The sequence below is a fragment of the Streptomyces sp. NPDC031265 genome (genome assembly GCF_055570295.1).
Genome location: NZ_JBVIHM010000048.1, coordinates 27,558 through 46,624, shown reverse-complemented (window position 1 = coordinate 46,624; position 19,067 = coordinate 27,558). Strand labels below are relative to the sequence as shown.

Genomic DNA, 19,067 nt, shown 5'->3' with positions numbered 1-19,067 from the left:
GCGGCATCATCACCGCCCTCAAGGCGGCCGGCCTCGCCAAGCTTCCCCCGGTCACCGGCCAGGACGCCGAACTCGCCGGAGTCCAGCGCATCGTCGCGGGCGAGCAGTTCATGAGCGTCTACAAGCCCTACGTCCAGGAAGGCCCGATCGCGGCCGAGATGGCCGTCGCTCTGGCCAAGGGTGAGAAGCTGGACTCGATCGCGAAGTCCAAGGTCGACAGCCCGACCACCAAGGGCGTCCCGTCGGTGATCCTCCCGGTCGTGTCGCTGACCAAGGACAACATCAAGGACACCGTCATCAAGGACGGCATCTACACGGTCGACGAGATCTGCACCTCGAACTACAAGGCCGCCTGCGACGCGCTCGGCCTGAAGTAGTCACCCCGCCGGAACCCCCGCGCGCACGCTGTGCGCGGGGAGCCCCGGCCCCCGAAGCCTGTCCGGCGCCCCGCCCTCCTTCTCAGCCCCCGCTATCGGGCGGGGCGCCGGACGGAACGCTTCTCCTCCTCGTTCTCTTCTGCTCAACCTCCGCGCCCACCTCCTCGGGCGCGGCATCCCCGCCGGTCAGGCGGCGAAGGAGATGGTTCACGTGTCCGCTACGCCCGTGCTGGCGTTGCGCGGGGTCTCCAAGCGATTCGGTGCCGTCCAGGCGCTCACCGATGTAGAGCTTGAGGTCCACGCCGGTGAGGTGGTCGCCCTGGTGGGCGACAACGGAGCCGGAAAGTCCACGCTGGTCAAGACGATCGCAGGTGTGCACCCCATCGATGACGGCGTCATCGAGTGGGAGGGCCGCGGCGTACAGATCAACAAGCCGCACGACGCCCAGTCCCTCGGCATCGCGACCGTCTACCAGGACCTCGCGCTGTGCGACAACATCGACGTCGTCGGCAACCTCTACCTCGGCCGGGAGCTGCGCAAGCGCGGCATCCTCGACGAGGTCGAGATGGAGCGCCGCTCGCGCGAGCTGCTCACCACGCTGTCGATCCGCATCCCGAGCGTCCGCATCCCGATCGCGTCGCTCTCCGGAGGCCAGCGCCAGACCGTCGCCATCGCCCGTTCGATGCTCGGCGAGCCCAAGCTCGTCATCCTCGACGAGCCGACCGCGGCGCTCGGCGTCGAGCAGACCGCGCAGGTCCTCGACCTGGTCGAGCGGCTGCGCGAGCGCGGCCACGCGGTCATCCTCATCAGCCACAACATGGCCGATGTGAAGGCCGTCGCGGACAAGGTCGCCGTGCTGCGCCTCGGCCGCAACAACGGCGTCTTCGAGGTCAAGAACACCTCGCAGGAAGAGATCATCTCCGCCATCACCGGCGCCACGGACAACGCCGTGACCCGCCGTGCGGCGCGCAACGCGGAGGTTCAGAAGTGAGCACCGACAAGACCTCCCACGTGGACAAGGCCGCGGCGGCCGACCCGACCGCGCCCATCCACCTCGACAAGCCGCACGAGGCCCCCGTGGACGCGCCGCCGGCCGCGGGCGAGGCGGTCACCGCCGTCGACCCGCGCCTGCTCGTGCGCGAGCAGGGCTTCGCGGGCTACCTGTCCGAGTTCAAGCGCAAGATGAAGGCGGGCGACCTCGGGTCGCTGCCGGTCGTCGTCGGCCTGATCGCCATCATGGCGATCTTCCAGAGCCTGAACTCGAACTTCCTGACCGCCGGCAACCTCTCCGACATCAGCGTCGCCATGGTCGGTACGGGCATGATCGCCACCGGCATCGTCTTCGTGCTGCTGCTCGGCGAGATCGACCTGTCGGTCGGCTCGGTCAGCGGTGTCGCGGGCGCCACCTTCGCGGTGCTCAACGTCACGCACGGCATGGCCGAGTGGCTGGCCCTGGTCCTGGCCGTCCTCACCGGTATGGTCGCCGGCGCCATCCACGGCTTCGTCTTCGCCAAGATCGGCGTCCCCGCGTTCGCCGTGACCCTGGCCGGTCTGCTGTTCTGGAACGGCTTCATGCTCCAGGTCCTGGGCAGCAACGGCACGATCAACCTGGACCCCGAGGGCCTGGTCGCCAAGCTGACCAGCTACTACTTCAGCGATGTGGCGGCCGCGTACGGCCTGGCCGCGGTCGCGGTGGTGGCGTTCTTCCTCACCTCGTTCCTCGACAGCCGGCGCCGTGAGGCGGCCGGGGTGCCGTCCCGGCCGCTCAGCGAGATCGTGCTGCGCACGGTGCTGCTCGCGATCCCGGCCGTCGGCGCCGCCGCCGTCTACAACCAGTACAAGGGCCTCCCGCTCGCGGTGGTGCTCTTCCTGGCGGTCCTGGTGCTCACCGACTTCGTGCTCCGGCGCACCGCGTACGGCCGCAAGGTCTTCGCGCTCGGCGGCTCCATCGAGGCCTCCCGCCGGGCCGGCATCAACGTGGTGATGATCCGCACCTCGATCTACGCCATCTCCGGCACCTTCGCGGCCATCGGCGGTCTCTTCCTCGCGTCGAAGATCACCGCGGCCAACCAGGGCGCGGGCAGCGGCGAGCTCCTGATGAACGCCATCGCGGCGGCCGTCATCGGCGGCACCAGCCTCTTCGGCGGCCGCGGCCGCACCTGGAACGCGCTGCTCGGTGTGCTGGTGATCACCTCGATCCAGTACGGCCTGGCCCTGCAGGGCATCGCCTCGCCGATCCAGTACATGATCACGGGTGGCGTACTGCTCGCGACCGTCGTGATCGACGCGGTCACCCGCAAGACCCAGAAGTCCGCGGGCCGCGCCTGACCCGCGGCCCACACCCCCTCGCGCTCCTTGCGGGGCAGGGGGAACCCGGACGTGCCCGGTGCCCTCGCGGCGCCGGGCACGTCTGTGCGCGGGCGCGGATGCCAGCCATTCGCGTGACGCGGAACGCACCGCCCGATGACCGCCGTCGCGAACGGAACATTAGACTCGGCGGAATCGGCATGCTCGACCAGCACGGATGCAAGGAGGCACGGGTGCCGCTGCTTACCCGTATCAGGGGACCGCGCGATCTCGACCGGCTCAGCCCGGAGCAGCTGGACCAGCTGGCCGCTGAGATCCGGACCTTTCTCGTGGACGCGGTCGCCAAGACCGGCGGGCACCTCGGCCCCAACCTGGGCGTCGTGGAGCTCACGATCGCGCTGCACCGCGTCTTCGAGTCGCCCAAGGACAAGGTCCTGTGGGACACCGGCCACCAGAGCTATGTGCACAAGCTCCTCACCGGCCGTCAGGACTTCTCCAAGCTGAAGATGAAGGGCGGGCTCTCCGGCTACCCGGCCCGCGCCGAGTCCGAGCACGACTTCATCGAGAACAGCCACGCCTCCACCGTGCTGGGCTGGGCCGACGGCCTGGCCAAGGCCAACGAGGTCCTGAAGAAGGACGACCACGTCGTCGCGGTCATCGGCGACGGCGCGCTCACCGGCGGCATGGCCTGGGAGGCGCTGAACAACATCGCCGCCGCCAAGGACCGCCCGCTGGTCATCGTGGTCAACGACAACGAGCGCTCCTACGCGCCGACCATCGGCGGCCTCGCCAACCACCTGGCGACCCTGCGCACCACCGACGGCTACGAGCGCTTCCTGGCCAAGGGCAAGGACCTCCTGGAGCGCACCCCGGTCGTCGGCAGGCCGCTGTACGAGACGCTGCACGGCGCCAAGAAGGGCCTCAAGGACTTCATCGCCCCGCAGGGCATGTTCGAGGACCTGGGGCTGAAGTACGTCGGCCCGATCGACGGCCACGACATCGAGGCCCTGGAGTCCGCCCTGACGCGCGCCAAGCGCTTCGGCGGCCCGGTCATCGTCCACTGCCTCACCGAGAAGGGCCGCGGCTACCAGCCCGCCCTGGCGGACGAGGCCGACCGCTTCCACGCCGTCGGCAAGATCCACCCCGACACCGGGCTGCCGGTCTCGACCTCCGGCCTCGACTGGACCTCGGTCTTCGGCGAGGAGATGGTCAAGCTCGGCAAGGAGCGCGAGGACATCGTCGCGATCACCGCGGCCATGCTCCAGCCGGTCGGGCTCGACAAGTTCGCCAAGGCCTTCCCCGAGCGGGTCTACGACGTGGGCATCGCCGAGCAGCACGCCGCGGTCTCCGCGGCGGGCCTGGCCACCGGTGGGCTGCACCCCGTCTTCGCCGTCTACGCCACCTTCCTCAACCGCGCCTTCGACCAGGTCCTGATGGATGTCGCCCTGCACAAGTGCGGGGTGACGTTCGTCCTGGACCGGGCCGGGGTCACCGGCACCGACGGCGCCTCGCACAACGGCATGTGGGACATGTCGATCCTCCAGGTCGTCCCCGACCTGCGGATCGCGGCCCCGCGCGACGCCGACCAGGTGCGCGCCCAGCTCCGCGAGGCCGTCGAGGTGGATGACGCCCCGACCGTCGTGCGCTTCTCCAAGGGCGCGGTCGGCCCCGCGGTCCAGGCGGTCGGCCGGATCGGCGGCATGGACGTGCTGCGCCGCCCCGAGGCCGAGAGCCCGGACGTGCTCCTCGTCTCGGTAGGCGCGCTCGCCCCGATGTGCCTGGAGATCGCCGACCTGCTGGATGCCCAGGGCATCTCGACCACCGTCGTCGACCCGCGCTGGGTCAAGCCGGTCGACGAGGCGCTGGCGCCGCTCGCCGAGATCCACCGGGTCGTCGTCACCGTCGAGGACAACAGCCGCGTCGGCGGTGTCGGCTCGGCAGTCGCCCAGGCGCTGCGCGACGCGGGCGTCGACGTACCGCTGCGCGACTTCGGCATTCCGCCGCGCTTCCTCGACCACGCCTCCCGCAAGGAGGTCATGGCCGAGATCGGGCTGACCGCGCCGGACATCGCGCGCCAGGTCACCGGTCTGGTCGCCAGGCTCGGCGGCCTGGAGAGCGAGAGCGCCGTGGAGCCCGCGCGCGACTGACCCCTCCTGGACGCGGCCTCCGCTCGCGCCGCACATCGGTCAACGGGCCGGTTCGATCGCTCTGTACGGGTGGTTGAACCGGCCCGTTCGCGTGAATTACGGCCGCCGCCCGGTACCCGTACCGCCACTCGTCCCGATCATGGCGGGGACATGAGCTAGCGGAGGTGCACAAGGTGGCTGGTACCGGTCTCTTTCGGACCAAATCAATTGAGAAGTCCATCGCGGACACAGAGGAGCCGGAACACGCACTCAAGAAGTCGCTGTCCGTCCTCGATCTGACGGTCTTCGGTGTCGGTGTCATCATCGGCACCGGCATCTTCGTCCTCACGGGCAAGGTCGCCAAGGAGAACGCGGGACCGGCGGTCTCCCTCGCGTTCGTGGCGGCCGGCGTCGTCTGCGCGCTGGCGGCGCTCTGCTACGCGGAGTTCGCCTCCACGGTCCCGGTGGCCGGGTCCGCCTACACGTTCTCGTACGCCTCGCTCGGCGAGCTCCCCGCCTGGATCATCGGGTGGGACCTGGTGCTCGAATTCGCCCTCGGCACCGCGGTGGTGGCCGTCGGCTGGTCGGGGTACGTACGCTCGCTGATGGACAACGCGGGCTGGCACCTGCCGGACGCGCTGTCCGGGCGCGAGGGCGCCGACGGCTTCGGCTTCGACATCCTCGCCGCCGCCCTCGTCCTGGTGCTGACCGGCATCCTGGTCCTGGGGATGAAGCTTTCCGCACGCGTGACCTCGGTCGTCGTGGCCATCAAGGTCACCGTCGTGCTGATCGTGATCATCGCGGGCGCCTTCTTCATCAAGTCCGAGAACTACAAGCCGTTCATCCCGAAGGCGCAGCCGCAGCCCGCGGGGAGCAGCCTCAAGGCGCCGCTGATCGAGCTGATGTCGGGGTACGCGCCCACCAACTTCGGTGTGATGGGCATCTTCACCGCCGCCTCCGTCGTCTTCTTCGCCTTCATCGGCTTCGACATCGTGGCGACGGCCGCCGAGGAGACCAAGAACCCGCAGCGGGACATGCCGCGCGGCATCCTCGGCTCGCTCTTCATCTGCACCGCCCTGTACGTCGCCGTCGCGATCGTCGTCACCGGCATGCAGCACTACACCGAGCTCTCCATCGACGCCCCGCTCGCCGACGCCTTCAAGGCCACCGGACACCCCTTCTACGCGGGCATCATCAGCTTCGGCGCGGCCGTCGGCCTCACCACGGTCTGCATGATCCTGCTGCTCGGCCAGACCCGGGTGTTCTTCGCGATGAGCCGGGACGGGCTGCTGCCCCGCTTCTTCTCACGCGTCCACCCCCGCTACCGCACCCCGCACCGCCCGACCATCCTGCTCGGCGGGCTCATCGCGATCCTCGCGGGCTTCACCAGCCTCAGCGAACTCGCCGAGCTGGTGAACATCGGCACCCTCTTCGCGTTCGTCATCGTCGCGGTGAGCGTGATCATCCTGCGGCGCACCCGGCCCGATCTGCACCGCGCCTTCCGCACCCCGCTGGTGCCCTGGGTGCCGATCCTGTCGGTGGCGGCCTCGCTGTGGCTGATGCTCAACCTGCCCGCCGAGACCTGGCTGCGGTTCGGGATCTGGATGGTGATCGGCTTCGTCGTCTACTTCCTGTACGGGCGGTCCCACAGCCGCATCAACGTGGAGTGACGCCACCGGTTCCCGGAGTTGATCGTGCGGCCCCGTATGTCCTGCTTCGGCGGGAACTGCGGGGCCGGATAGCGTGCACCCCGTGCACCGTACGCCCACCGACTCCCTCGCCCCGTCACACTCCGTACGCACGTCACGGGTGCCGTGGCCGCGTGCGGAGCCGGTGCGCGGGCGCGGCGCCGGATACTGGACGCGGCTGCTGCCCGCGCTCGCCGCCCTGGCCGTACTGACCCGGCTGCCCTCCTTCCGGCACCCCCTGTGGAACCCCGACGAGGGCTATCTCGCCGTCCAGGCCCGCCAGCTCGCCGCCGGGGGAGTGCTGTACGACACGGTCGTCGACCGCAAGCCGCCCCTGCTGCCCTGGCTGTACGAGGCCGCCTTCGCGGTGTTCGGCGACACCTCGCTCGGCCCGCTGCGGGGCGCCGCGGTCGGGGCGCAGCTGCTCACCGCGGTGCTCCTCGCCTCCACCGCCCGCCGCCGCTGGGGCGACCGGGCGGGCCGGGTCGCGGGCGTGCTGCACCTGCTCGTCTCCGTCGGCCTCAACCCCGAGGACACCCAGGCGGCCACGTTCGAGGTGTTCATGCTGCCGTTCACGGTCGCCGCCGTGCGCTGCGCCGACCGGCGCCAGTGGGCCCGCGCCGGGCTCGCCGTCGCCGGGGCCTTCCTCACCAAACAGACCGGCGGCGCGGCGCTCGTCCCGGTGCTCTGGCTGATGTGGCGCACGGCCCCGCCGCGCCGCGCCGCCCTGCTGCGCACCGGCGCCGGCCTCTGCGGCCCGGTGCTGCTCGGCGCGCTGCTCACCGGCCCGGCCCGGTTCCTGTTCTGGACGGTCACCGGCTCCGGCGCCTACGCCTCCTTCACCGGCTCCGAACTCCACGTGCTGGCCCGGGGGCTGATCAACACCGCACTCCTGGCGTTCGCCTGCGCCGGGCTCCTCCCGCCGGTGGTGCGGGTGCTGCGGATCGCCAGGACCGGCGCCGCGGACGTGTGGCTGTGGCTCGCCTCCTCGGCCGGGGCCGTCCTCGCCGGCTTCCACTTCTTCGGCCACTACTACCTCCAGCTCGTCCCGCCGCTGGTGCTGCTCGCGGCGGCCGCGCTGCAGATCCTGCCGCCGCAGAGGCTTCCCGGCGCGCTGCTCGCGTCGTCCTGCACCTGCGCGTTGTTCCTCGCCTGGGGCCTGCTCGCCCCGCGCCCCGAACTGGCCCACGCCGAGCGCCTGGCCGCCGCCGTACGGGCGCGCTCGGCGCCGGACGACCCGGTCCTGGTGTGGGGCATACACCCCGAGACGTACTGGCTCTCCGGCCGCGCCCCCGCCACCCGCTATCTGACCGCCGGACTCCTCACCAACTACAGCGGCGGCCGCGACGGCCCCCAGGTGGGCGAGAAGTACGGCGTGGAGGGCTCCTGGCCGGTCTTCCGCGCGGAGCTGACCGCGCGGCCGCCCGTGCTGATCGTCGACGACTCCCGGGGCGAGCCGTACGCCCCCGAACGCCTCCCGAGCCTGCGCCGTCTGCTCGCGGCCCGCTACGAGCCACTGGCCGGGACGGTCGACGGGGCCGTCCTGTACGTACGGACTCAGCCGTCCGCGTCCGCCGCGCCCCCGGCGGGATGACGCACCGCCCGCGGCCCCACGCACCGCGCCCCGTGCGCCTCCACCCGGCGGCGCAGCTCGCGGTCGGCCGTCACCACCAGACAGGGGCGGTCCGGGGCGCGCCCGGCGGCCAGCTCCACGATCCGGTCGTCGCCGCTGCCGGGCGCCGAGTCCACCCGTACACCCGCCACCGGCTCCACCCCGCGGGCCGCGCCCTCGACCACCAGGACCAGGTCGACGGGGCCGGGAAAGCCCGGCAGACCGGTCTCGGCGCAGCCCACCAGGCGGTCGCGCAGGCGCTCCGCGGCGCCGCGCCGGTCGCGCCACCAGCCGTCCGGCACCGAGCCCACCACATTGGCCGCGTCCACGATCACCAGCGAGGTCGTCCCCATCCCGCCACGGTGCCACGGGACACGGGAAAATCGCACGTCGGGCAGGGGAAATCCCGCGAAATCCGGGCCCCGGAGCGAGTGTTATTGTCGCTGGAGTCTCATGGTGTGTCGCATCTTGCCGCTCATCGCGGATCTGGTAGTGAAAGGTGGTCGGTGAGCCATGGCGTTGAAGCCTGCGCGTACATCGAAGGGGCAGGCGGGCCGGGAGCACGAGACCCCCACCGCCGCTCCCGCCGCCGTCACCGTGCCCGGCCTCGTCCCCGCTCCCGCCCTGCCCGACGGCTCCCCGGCGGTCACCGGCTGGCTGCTGCGCGGCAAGGACGGGCGGCTGACCGCGTACGCGCCGTGCGCGGGCGGTGTGCTCCGCTGGACCGAGACGCACCCCGGCGGCCCCGAGTGGACCGGCCCCGAGCTGGTCGCCGCGGCCACCGGGCTCGACCCGCGGCTGTCGCTCGCCCAGGGCGGCGACGGCTATGTGCACCTGCTCGCCCTGCGCCGCACCACGACCCCCGCCGGTGAGCCCAAGACGGACGTCGTCCACGCCATCCAGTACCAGTCGGGCCGCCCGGTGAAGGACTGGTACCCGATGGGCACCCCCTACCGCGACCAGGAGAAGGCCGCGCAGGTCGGCCACCCGGCCGCCGTCGTCGACTCCGCCGACAACCTGAACGTCTTCGTCCGCAACGCCGGGGGCGGCGTCTGCGCCCGTGGCCAGCTGTCCTCCGGCAAGTGGGGCAACTGGAAGGACCTCAAGGGCTCCGGCTCGTACGGCACGATCTGCGCGGGAGCGTCCGAGGACGGCCGCGTCGAGGTGCTGGCCCCGGCCAGGCGCGGGGTGATGCGCTGGGCGAGGAGCACCGGCGGCGGCGAATACGAGCAGGTGCCCGACCTCAAGCGCCAGGTGGCGGACGGCTCGGTGAGCGCCCAGCACACCGGGGAGGGCCGGATCACCTTCTTCTGGCGCGAGTCCGAGGGCGGTGACGTGCACGCCTTCCGCGCCGACGACCCGGCCGTGCCGCTCGGCGGCGCCGCGAGCGGCCCGGTCGCCGTGCTGCGTACGCCGGTGGACGGCCACGACTGCACCCTGATGGCCCAGCGCGGCCCCGACGGCCGCCCGGCGCTCGCCGCCTACCCCACCGAGGCCGAGTCGGCCGGCGCGGTGTGGGCCTCCACGGGCGAGGTCTGCGCGGGCGTACCGGCGCTGGCCACCGACGCCGCAGGTCGGGTCGTCCTCGCCGCCTTCGGCACCGACGGACGGCTGCGGATCACCCGCCAGAAGACCACCGAGCCGGGCCTGGCCCTGGAGCCCTGGACGGCCGTCTGACGGGTCGTCCGCCCTCGACAGGACCCGGAAAACGCCAGGAGGCCCCCCGCGACTGCGGGGGGCCTCCTGCGTGCTGCTCAAGGGGCGTTACGCCGGGACGCTCGCCACGCCCTGCGCCAGGAACTTCTTCCCGTTCACGCGCTCCGAGACACCCTCACGGTCCAGGTACGGCGTGATGCCGCCCAGGTGGAAGGGCCAGCCGGCGCCGGTGATGAGGCAGAGGTCGATGTCCTGGGCCTCGGCCACGACACCCTCCTGAAGCATCAGACCGATCTCCTGCGCCACCGCGTCCAGGACGCGGTCGCGGGTCTGCTCCTCGGTCAGGACGACATCGCCCTGCTTCAGGAGCGCGGCGACCTCGGGGTCCAGCTCGGGCTTCCCGCTGTCGTACACGTAGAAGCCGCGCTTGCCGGCCTTGACGACCGCGGCCAGGTTCTCGGAGACCGTGAAGCGCTCCGGGAAGGAACGGTTCAGCGTCTCGGAGACGTGCAGACCGATGGCCGGGCCGACCAGCTCCAGGAGCACCAGCGGCGACATCGGCAGACCCAGCGGCTCGACCGCCTTCTCGGCGACCTCGACCGGGGTGCCCTCGTCGATGACGTTCTGGATCTCGCCCATGAAGCGGGTCAGGATGCGGTTGACGACGAACGCCGGGGCGTCCTTCACCAGGACCGCGGTCTTCTTCAGCTTGCGCGCCACGCCGAAGGCCGTGGCCAGCGAGGCGTCGTCGGTCTGCTCGCCGCGCACGATCTCCAGGAGCGGGAGGATCGCGACCGGGTTGAAGAAGTGGAAGCCGACGACCCGCTCGGGGTGCTTCAGCTTCGACGCCATCTCGGAGACCGACAGCGAGGAGGTGTTGGTGGCGAGGATCGCGTGCGCCGGGGCGACCGCCTCGACCTCCGCGAACACCTGCTGCTTGACGCCGATCTCCTCGAAGACGGCCTCGATGATGAAGTCCGCGTCGGAGAAGCCCTCGGCCTTGTCCAGGACACCGGAGACCAGGCCCTTGAGGCGGTTGGCCTTGTCCTGGTTGATACGGGACTTGGCGAGCAGCTTGTCGATCTCGGCGTGGACGTAGCCCACACCCTTGTCGACGCGCTCCTGGTCGATGTCGGTCAGGACGACCGGCACCTCAAGACGGCGCAGGAACAGCAGCGCGAGCTGCGAGGCCATCAGGCCCGCGCCCACCACGCCGACCTTGGTGACCGGGCGCGCCAGCGACTTGTCGGGCGCACCCGCCGGACGCTTGGCGCGCTTCTGCACCAGGTTGAACGCGTAGATGCCGCTGCGGAGTTCGCCGCCCATGATCAGGTCGGCGAGCGCCTTGTCCTCGGCGTCGAAACCGGCCTGGAGGTCGCCGTCCTTGGCCGCCGCGATGATGTCGAGCGCGCGGTAGGCGGCCGGGGCCGCGCCGTGCACCTTGGAGTCGGCGATGAACCGGCCCTTGGCGACGGCCTGGTCCCAGGCCTCGCCGCGGTCGATCTCCGGGCGCTCGACCGTGACGTCGCCCTTGAGGACGTTCGCGGTCCAGATCAGCGACTGCTCCAGGAAGTCCGCGCCCTCGAAGATCGCGTCCGCGATGCCGAGTTCGAAGACCTGCTTGCCCTTGAGCTGGCGGTTCTGGTTCAGCGAGTTCTCGATGATGACCGAGACCGCGCGCTCCGCGCCGATCAGGTTCGGGAGCAGGGCGCAGCCGCCCCAGCCCGGAACCAGACCGAGGAAGACCTCGGGCAGCGAGAAGGCCGGGATGGCCTTGGAGACGGTGCGGTAGGTGCAGTGCAGACCGACCTCGACACCGCCGCCCATGGCCGCGCCGTTGTAGTACGCGAAGGTCGGCACGGCCAGCGCGGCGAGGCGCTTGAAGACCTCGTGGCCGCTCTTGCCGATGGCGAGCGCGTCCTCGTGCTGCTTGAGGATCTCGACGCCCTTGAGGTCGGCGCCGACCGCGAAGATGAACGGCTTGCCAGTGACACCGGCGCCGACGATGGCGCCCTCGGCCGCCTCCTTCTCGACCTGGTCGATGGCCGCGTTCAGGTTCGCCAGCGAGCCGGGGCCGAAGGTGGTCGGCTTGGTGTGGTCGAAGCCGTTGTCCAGCGTGATCAGCGCGAACTTGCCCGCCCCGAACGGCAGGTCGAGGTGGCGCACGTGCGCCGAGGTGACGACCTCGTCCGGGAACAGCTCGGCCGCACCCTTCAAAAGCTCAGCGGTGGTGCTCACTTGCTGCCTCCGGCGTCCTTGTGGTGCGGGTTCTCCCAGATGACCGTGGCGCCCATGCCGAAGCCGACGCACATGGTGGTGAGGCCGTAGCGGACCTCCGGCTGCTCCTCGAACTGCCGCGCCAGCTGGGTCATCAGGCGTACGCCGGAGGACGCGAGCGGGTGGCCGTACGCGATGGCGCCGCCGTACTGGTTGACGCGGGCGTCGTCGTCGGCGATGCCGTAGTGGTCCAGGAACGAGAGGACCTGGACGGCGAACGCCTCGTTGATCTCGAAGAGGTTGATGTCGTCGATCGTCAGGCCGGCCTTGGCCAGCGCCTTCTCGGTCGCCGGGATCGGGCCGTAGCCCATCACCTCGGGCTCGACGCCCGCGAAGGCGTACGAGACCAGGCGCATCTTGACCGGCAGGCCGTTCTCGCGCGCGAACTCCTCGGACGCGATGATCGACGCGGTGGCGCCGTCGTTGAGGCCGGCCGCGTTGCCCGCGGTGACGTTGCCGTGGACGCGGAACGGCGTCTTCAGGCCCGCCAGGCTCTCCAGCGTGGTGCCCGGGCGCATCGGCTCGTCGGCGGTGACCAGGCCCCAGCCGGTCTCGCCCACCTCGGCGTTGGTGTTGCGCACCGAGATCGGGACGAGGTCCTGCTGGATCTTCCCGTTCGCGTACGCCTTGGCCGCCTTCTCCTGCGAGCGCACGGCGTACTCGTCGGCGCGCCGCTTGGTGATGTGCGGGTAGCGGTCGTGCAGGTTCTCCGCGGTCATGCCCATGAACAGGGCGGACTCGTCGACCAGCTTCTCGCTGACGAAGCGCGGGTTCGGGTCGACGCCCTCGCCCATGGGGTGGCGGCCCATGTGCTCGACGCCACCGGCGATCACGGCGTCGTAGGCGCCGAAGGCGATCGAGCCGGCGACCGAGGTGACGGCGGTCAGCGCGCCGGCACACATACGGTCGATGGAGTAGCCCGGCACGGACTGCGGCAGACCCGCGAGGATGCCGGCGGTGCGGCCCAGGGTCAGCCCCTGGTCACCGATCTGCGTGGTCGCGGCGATGGCGACCTCGTCGATCTTGTTGGGGTCGAGGGCCGGGTTGCGGCGCAGCAGCTCCCGGATCGCCTTGACGACGAGATCGTCGGCCCGGGTCTCGTGGTAGATGCCCTTCGGGCCCGCCTTGCCGAACGGGGTGCGGACGCCGTCGACGAAGACGACGTCCCTGACGGTACGAGGCACGATGGCTCTCCTCCAGGGTGCGGGGTGGCACTGCTGCGCGTGGCGCACTCGCCTGAGCGCGCGCTCACCCCGTCATGCTACTTGCGGGTAACCAAACTGCCCAGTCCCCTCGGCAGGAGCGGCGAAGGTCACACTCCGCAGGAGCCCCGTCATGGCCGTACCCCCTGATGACCGTGGTCGTCAGGGGGTACGTGAGTGCCGTCCGGCTCAGGCGTTCGCGGCCAGCGCCGCCGCGAGCAGCGGCGTCACCTGCTCGACCTGCCAGCGCCGCGCGCCGTACGCCGTGAGCGCCTCCGCGACCGCCGCCTCGGACCGGTCGCCCGGCGGCTCCCAGCACACCCGGCGGACCGTGTCCGGGGTGATCAGGTTCTCCTGCGGCATGTTCAGCTGCTCGGCCAGCTCCGAGACCGCCGCCCGCGCCGCCGAGAGCCGGGCCGCGGCGGCCGGGTCCTTGTCCGCCCACGAGCGCGGCGGCGGCGGGCCCGCGACCGGCTGCCCGGGCTGCGGAAGGCCGGAGTCGGGCAGGGCCCGCGCCCGGTCGACGGCCGCCTGCCACTGCTCCAGCTGGCGCCGCCCCATCCGGTGCCCGTACCCGGGCAGGGCCATCAGGGCCTGCACGTTCAGCGGCATCGCGAGCGATGCCTCGATGATCGCGGAGTCGCTGAGCACCTTGCCCGGCGAGACGTCGCGGCGCTGGGCGACCTTGTCCCGGGCCGTCCACAGCTCGCGCACGGCGGCCATCTGACGGCGTCGGCGGACCTTGTGCATCCCGGAGGTGCGCCGCCAGGGCTCCTTGCGCGGCGGCGCGGGTGGCGCCGCGGCGATCGCGTCGAACTCCTGGCGGGCCCAGTCGAGCTTGCCCTGCCGGTCGAGCTCCTTCTCCAGCGCGTCGCGCAGGTCGACGAGGAGCTCCACGTCGAGCGCCGCGTACCGCAGCCAGGGCTCGGGCAGCGGCCGGGTCGACCAGTCCACCGCGGAGTGGCCCTTCTCCAGGGCGAATCCGAGGACGCTCTCCACCATCGCGCCCAGGCCCACGCGCGGGAAGCCCGCGAGGCGCCCGGCGAGTTCCGTGTCGAAGAGCCGGGACGGGACCATGCCTATTTCGCGCAGGCACGGCAGGTCCTGGGTGGCGGCGTGCAGGATCCACTCGGTGTCGGCGAGGGCGTCGCCGAGCGTGGAGAGGTCGGGGCAGCCCACCGGGTCGATGAGCGCGCTGCCCGCGCCCTCGCGGCGGAGCTGTACGAGATAGGCACGCTGGCCGTACCGGTAGCCGGAAGCGCGCTCGGCGTCCACGGCCACGGGGCCGGTGCCGGCCGCGAACGCGGCGACGACTTCGGCGAGCTCCTCGTCGGTGGCTACGACGGGCGGAATGCCGTCACGCGGCTCCAGCAGGGGAGTCGGCTGCCCATCGACCGGGACGTCGTCGTCCGGGGGGGCGCCCCCGGTGGTTCGCAGTGCTGTCTCTGCTGCGGTCTTTTGGGCGTCGGTCACCTGTCAAGGGTACTTGTGTATATGCCGCGCCCGTCGACGGAACGTTCCGTCGACGGGCGCGCGAGGGGCGCACGGCGCCTTGTGGGGGGAGCATGCCCCTCGGGACCCCTGGGTCAGTGGATGATTCCGGTGCGCAGGGCGACGGCCACCATGCCGGCCCGGTCGCCCGTGCCGAGCTTGCGCGCGATCCGGGCGAGGTGGCTCTTCACGGTCAGTGCGGAGAGCCCCATGGACACCCCGATCGCCTTGTTGGACTGGCCCTCGGCGACCAGCCGCAGCACCTCGACCTCGCGCCCGGAGAGCTCGCGGTAGCCGCCCGGGTGGCCCGGGGACCCCGGGGGGCGGCGGTGCATACGGGCTGCCGCGGCGCCGATGGGGGCGGCGCCGGGGCGGGTGGGGTGGCCGATGTTCGTACGCGTACCGGTGACGACATAGCCCTTCACGCCGCCCGCGAGGGCATTGCGTACGGCGCCGATGTCGTCGGCGGCGGACAGGGCCAGGCCGTTGGGCCAGCCCGCCGCGCGGGTCTCGGACAGCAGGGTGAGCCCGGAACCGTCGGGCAGATGGACGTCGGCAACGCAGATGTCGCGCGGGTTGCTGACGCGGGGACGTGCCTCCGCGATGGACGACGCCTCGATGACGTCCCGTACTCCGAGAGCCCACAGATGGCGCGTGACCGTGGAGCGGACTCGGGGGTCGGCGACGACGACCATGGCCGTCGGCTTGTTCGGGCGGTAGGCGACCAGGCTTGCGGGCTGCTCAAGGAGAACGGACACCAGGCCTCCTGGGGGGGAAGGGTGCGGGACGGAGCCGGCTCGGGGATGAAGCCGGGGCGAACCGTGCAGATAGGGTCACAGACCTCTTCGGCAGGGTGCCCGTCCGGCTTTAGGGAATGATCACGATTTGGTGAGAAACATTTAGGGCAATTAGGACAGGTGGTCGAGGAAGGCGCGGCCGGTCGAAAGTGGACCGCCCGCGAGCAGGGCCCCGCCGCGCGCCTGATGAGGTGCGGGGCTGTGACATGTGCGGTTCCGCCGCGTGGGCGCGATCAGCCCACGACGGCCCGCAGCCGCCCGGCTGAACCTCCAGCGGAGTGATCAGCGAGGGTCGCGGCGCTGGGGGAGGCTGACGACGCCCGCGTCCGCCGTCGGCAGCGGCGGCAGCCCCGCGACCTGGCAGAGCAGATCGCACCAGGCCGCCAGGTGCGCGGCCGTGTCCGGGACGCCGCCGTGGCCCTCGCGGGGCGTCCAGGACGCCCGGATCTCGATCTGGGTGGCGGGCAGCCGCTGGGCGAGGCCGCCGAAGTAGTACGACCCGGCCCGCGTCACCGTGCCGCTCGCCTCCCCGTACGAGAGCCCGCGCGCCTCCAGCGCACCCGTCAGCCAGGACCAGCAGACCTCGGGCAGCAGCGGGTCCGCCGCCATCTCCGGCTCCAGCTCCGCCCGTACGAGCGTGACGAGGCGGAACGTTCCCTGCCAGGTGTCGTGCCCGGCCGGGTCGTGCAGCAGCACCAGCCGGCCGTCCGCGAGGTCCTGGTCGTTCTCGACGACCGCGGCCTCCAGCGCGTACGCGTGCGGCGCCAGACGCTGCGGTGGCCTGGTCGGGTCGACCTCGATCTCGGGGCGCAGCCGTGCGCCCCGCAGCCCGTCGACCGCCTGGCGGAAGGCGAGCGGAGCGGTCCTGCCGTCCGCACTGTCCGTGCCGCCGGCGCCATCCGAAGTTCGTCCCTGAGCGGCAGCCATGCGGGGAAGACTAGGCGGAACGGGCGCCCCGCGCCGGTAGGGACACCCGGGCCCCGCCGACCGCTTCGTGGTACGTGCGAAGATTCTGGGCGTGAACGCCAACGCACATCCCCGAGCTCTCAACTCCGTTCGAGCAGGGGAGACCCCACTCCCGGGCCCGCCGACACAGACGTACGACTCCGCCTTCCTCAAGGCGTGCCGCCGCGAGCCGGTGCCGCACACGCCGGTCTGGTTCATGCGGCAGGCGGGGCGCTCACTGCCGGAGTACCTGAAGGTGCGCGAGGGCATCCCCATGCTGGAGTCGTGCATGCGGCCCGAGCTGGTCACCGAGATCACGCTCCAGCCGGTGCGCCGCCACAACGTGGACGCGGCGATCTACTTCAGCGACATCGTGGTGCCGCTCAAGGCCATCGGCATCGACCTCGACATCAAGCCCGGCGTCGGCCCGGTCGTCGCGGATCCGATCCGCACGCGGGCCGACCTCGCGCGGCTGCGCGACCTCACCCCCGAGGACGTCCACTACGTCACCGAGGCCATCGGCATGCTGACGGCCGAGCTGGGCGAGACCCCGCTCATCGGCTTCGCGGGCGCGCCCTTCACCCTGGCGAGCTACCTCGTGGAGGGCGGCCCGTCCCGCAACCACGAGCACACCAAGGCGCTCATGTACGGCGACCCGCAGTTGTGGGCCGACCTGCTCGACCGCCTCGCCGAGATCACCGGCGCCTTCCTGAAGGTCCAGATCGAGGCGGGCGCCTCCGCCGTCCAGCTCTTCGACTCCTGGGTGGGCGCGCTGGCCCCCGCCGACTACCGCCGCTCGGTGATGCCCGCCTCCACGAAGGTGTTCCGCGAGGTCGAGAAGTACGGCGTCCCGCGCATCCACTTCGGCGTCGGCACCGGCGAACTCCTCGGCCTGATGGGCGAGGCCGGGGCGGACGTCGTCGGCGTCGACTGGCGCGTCCCGCTCGACGAGGCCGCCCGCCGCGTCGGCCCCGGCAAGGCGCTCCAGGGCAACCTGGACCCCGCGGTCCTCTTCTCGACGCCCGAGGCGGTCGAGACCAAGACCCGCGAGGTCCTGGACGCGGCGGCGGGCCTGGAGGGCCACGTCTTCAACCTGGGCCACGGCGTGCTGCCCACCATGGACCCGGACGCGCTGACCCGCCTGGTGGACTACGTCCACACGCAGACCCGGCGCTGATCCGGACCCCGCGTCAGGCGCCCGCCGCCCGTACGGCCGAGACGGCTTTGCGGGCGGCGACCAGGACCGGGTCCCAGACCGGCGAGAACGGCGGCGCGTACCCCAGGTCCAGCGTGACCACCTGCTCCACGGTCATGCCCGCCGTCAGCGCGACGGCCGCGATGTCGACGCGCTTGGCGGCGCCCTCGCGGCCGACGATCTGGACGCCGAGCAGCCGTCCCGTACGCCGCTCGGCGAGCATCTTCACCGTCATCAGGGCGGCCCCGGGGTAGTACCCGGCGCTGTTCGTGGACTCGATGGTCGCGGTGACGAACTGCAGCCCCGCCTCGCGCGCCTCGCGCTCGCGCAGCCCTGTGCGGGCGATCTCCAGGTCGCAGACCTTGCTCACCGCCGTACCGACGACGCCCGGGAACATCCCGTAACCGCCGCCCACGCCCGAGCCGATGATCTGGCCGTGCTTGTTGGCGTGGGTGCCGAGCGCGATGTGCCGCTCGCGGCTCGACACCAGGTCGAGGACCTCCACGCAGTCGCCGCCCGCCCAGATGTCGTCGTGGCCGCGGACCCGCATCGCGAGGTCCGTGAGCAGCCCGCCGTGCTCGCCCAGCGGCAGCCCGGCCGCCCGGGCCAGCTCGGTGCGCGGCTCGACGCCGATCCCGAGGACCACGACGTCCGCCGGGTACTCGGCGTCCCCCGTGGCCACCGCCCGCACCCTGCCTCCATCACCGGTCAGGATCTCGGTGACCTCGGCGCCGGTGACCGTGGTGATGCCCATCCCGTCCATCGCCTCGTGGACCAGCCGGCCCATGTCCGGGTCGAGCGTGGACATCGGCTCCTCGCCCCTGGTCACCACCGTCACCTCGTAGTCGCGGTGCAGTAGCGCCTCGGCCATCTCCACGCCGATGTAGCCCGCGCCCACGATCACCGCGCGGCGCCCCTCGGTCGCGTTCAGCGTGTCCAGCAGCGCCTGTCCGTCGTCGAGGGTCTGCACCCCGTGGACGCCCGGCGCGTCGATGCCCGGCAGCCGAGGCCGCACCGGGCGGGCGCCGGTGGCGAGGACGAGCTTGTCGTACGCCGTCCAGGACTCCTCGCCCGACTCCAGATCGCGGGCGCGCACCCGCCGCCCGGCCGTGTCGATCTCCACGGCCTCCGTGCGCATCCGCAGGTCGATGCCGCGCTTGCGGTGTTCCTCGGGCGTACGGGCGATCAGCTCGTCCCGCTCCGGCACGTCGCCGCCCACCCAGTAGGGAATGCCGCAGGCGGAGTACGAGGTGAAGTGGCCGCGCTCGAACACCACGATCTCCAGGTCGTCCGGGCCCTTCATCCTGCGGGCCTGGGGGGGGGGGGGGGGGGGGGGGGGGGGGGGGGGGGGGGGGGGGGGGGGGGAGGGGGGGGGGGGGGGGGAGGGCAAAGAG

The 19,067-nt window shown here is 71.9% G+C and carries 14 protein-coding genes and 1 pseudogene; 8 read left to right on the top strand and 7 right to left on the bottom strand.

What is annotated here, in order from left to right; translation table 11 throughout:
- The 6 genes from ACZ499_RS38425 to ACZ499_RS38400 all read left to right on the top strand — a co-directional run.
- Window positions 1–377 (top strand): substrate-binding domain-containing protein (locus ACZ499_RS38425; RefSeq protein ID WP_385827242.1); only part of this gene is annotated, 377 nt, incomplete at its 5' end.
- A 202-nt stretch (window positions 378–579) separates the two neighbouring features.
- Window positions 580–1,368 (top strand): ATP-binding cassette domain-containing protein, encoded by a 789-nt coding sequence (locus ACZ499_RS38420; protein ID WP_371655260.1) that lies wholly within the window; start codon window positions 580–582, stop codon window positions 1,366–1,368.
- Entirely contained in the window at window positions 1,365–2,705 is a 1,341-nt protein-coding gene (locus tag ACZ499_RS38415; protein ID WP_468681629.1) for a sugar ABC transporter permease, read from the top strand. The genes ACZ499_RS38420 and ACZ499_RS38415 overlap by 4 nt, the downstream gene beginning before the upstream one ends.
- Window positions 2,706–2,917: 212 nt before the next feature.
- Window positions 2,918–4,831 (top strand): 1-deoxy-D-xylulose-5-phosphate synthase, encoded by a 1,914-nt coding sequence (gene dxs, locus ACZ499_RS38410; protein ID WP_468681639.1) that lies wholly within the window; start codon window positions 2,918–2,920, stop codon window positions 4,829–4,831.
- Between the two features lie 173 nt (window positions 4,832–5,004).
- Window positions 5,005–6,480 (top strand): amino acid permease, encoded by a 1,476-nt coding sequence (locus tag ACZ499_RS38405; protein ID WP_468408401.1) that lies wholly within the window; start codon window positions 5,005–5,007, stop codon window positions 6,478–6,480.
- A gap of 139 nt (window positions 6,481–6,619) precedes the next feature.
- Entirely contained in the window at window positions 6,620–8,092 is a 1,473-nt protein-coding gene (locus ACZ499_RS38400; protein WP_468681637.1) for an ArnT family glycosyltransferase, read from the top strand.
- Here the strand turns inward: ACZ499_RS38400 and ACZ499_RS38395 are convergent.
- Window positions 8,056–8,463, bottom strand: coding sequence for an NTP pyrophosphohydrolase (locus ACZ499_RS38395; RefSeq protein ID WP_385547783.1), 408 nt, complete (start codon window positions 8,461–8,463; stop codon window positions 8,056–8,058). The two genes, ACZ499_RS38400 and ACZ499_RS38395, sit on opposite strands and share 37 nt — an antisense overlap.
- 160 nt (window positions 8,464–8,623) lie before the next feature.
- Here ACZ499_RS38395 and ACZ499_RS38390 point away from each other — a divergent pair, with 160 nt between their 5' ends.
- Window positions 8,624–9,787: a DUF8189 domain-containing protein gene (locus tag ACZ499_RS38390; protein ID WP_468681626.1), complete on the top strand. Its 1,164-nt coding sequence runs from the start codon at window positions 8,624–8,626 to the stop codon at window positions 9,785–9,787.
- Window positions 9,788–9,874: 87 nt separating this feature from the next.
- Here ACZ499_RS38390 and ACZ499_RS38385 read toward each other — a convergent pair whose 3' ends face one another.
- From ACZ499_RS38385 to ACZ499_RS38365, 5 genes are all read right to left on the bottom strand, one after another.
- On the bottom strand, window positions 9,875–12,004 hold the full coding sequence (locus tag ACZ499_RS38385; RefSeq protein ID WP_468681623.1) for a 3-hydroxyacyl-CoA dehydrogenase NAD-binding domain-containing protein: 2,130 nt from the start codon (window positions 12,002–12,004) through the stop codon (window positions 9,875–9,877).
- The gene (locus ACZ499_RS38380) at window positions 12,001–13,227 is read right to left on the bottom strand and encodes a thiolase family protein (RefSeq protein ID WP_385547774.1); all 1,227 of its coding nucleotides are present in this window, start codon (window positions 13,225–13,227) and stop codon (window positions 12,001–12,003) included. Before ACZ499_RS38380 ends, ACZ499_RS38385 begins: the two co-directional genes overlap by 4 nt.
- Window positions 13,228–13,434: 207 nt before the next feature.
- On the bottom strand, window positions 13,435–14,718 hold the full coding sequence (locus ACZ499_RS38375) for an HRDC domain-containing protein (RefSeq protein ID WP_468681620.1): 1,284 nt from the start codon (window positions 14,716–14,718) through the stop codon (window positions 13,435–13,437).
- 113 nt (window positions 14,719–14,831) lie between these two features.
- Window positions 14,832–15,494 carry a LuxR C-terminal-related transcriptional regulator gene (locus ACZ499_RS38370; protein WP_468681618.1) on the bottom strand — a complete coding sequence of 221 codons (663 nt, stop codon included), beginning with the start codon at window positions 15,492–15,494 and terminating at the stop codon, window positions 14,832–14,834.
- Between the two features lie 321 nt (window positions 15,495–15,815).
- On the bottom strand, window positions 15,816–16,460 hold the full coding sequence (locus ACZ499_RS38365; protein WP_468681616.1) for a DUF3000 domain-containing protein: 645 nt from the start codon (window positions 16,458–16,460) through the stop codon (window positions 15,816–15,818).
- Window positions 16,461–16,551: 91 nt separating this feature from the next.
- Between ACZ499_RS38365 and hemE the strand changes: the two genes are divergently transcribed.
- On the top strand, window positions 16,552–17,655 hold the full coding sequence (gene hemE / locus ACZ499_RS38360; protein ID WP_468681614.1) for a uroporphyrinogen decarboxylase: 1,104 nt from the start codon (window positions 16,552–16,554) through the stop codon (window positions 17,653–17,655).
- 13 nt (window positions 17,656–17,668) lie between these two features.
- Here the strand turns inward: hemE and ACZ499_RS38355 are convergent.
- Window positions 17,669–18,988, bottom strand: a pseudogene (locus ACZ499_RS38355) (FAD-dependent oxidoreductase); the annotation flags it as partial.
- Between the last annotated feature and the right edge of the window lie 79 nt (window positions 18,989–19,067).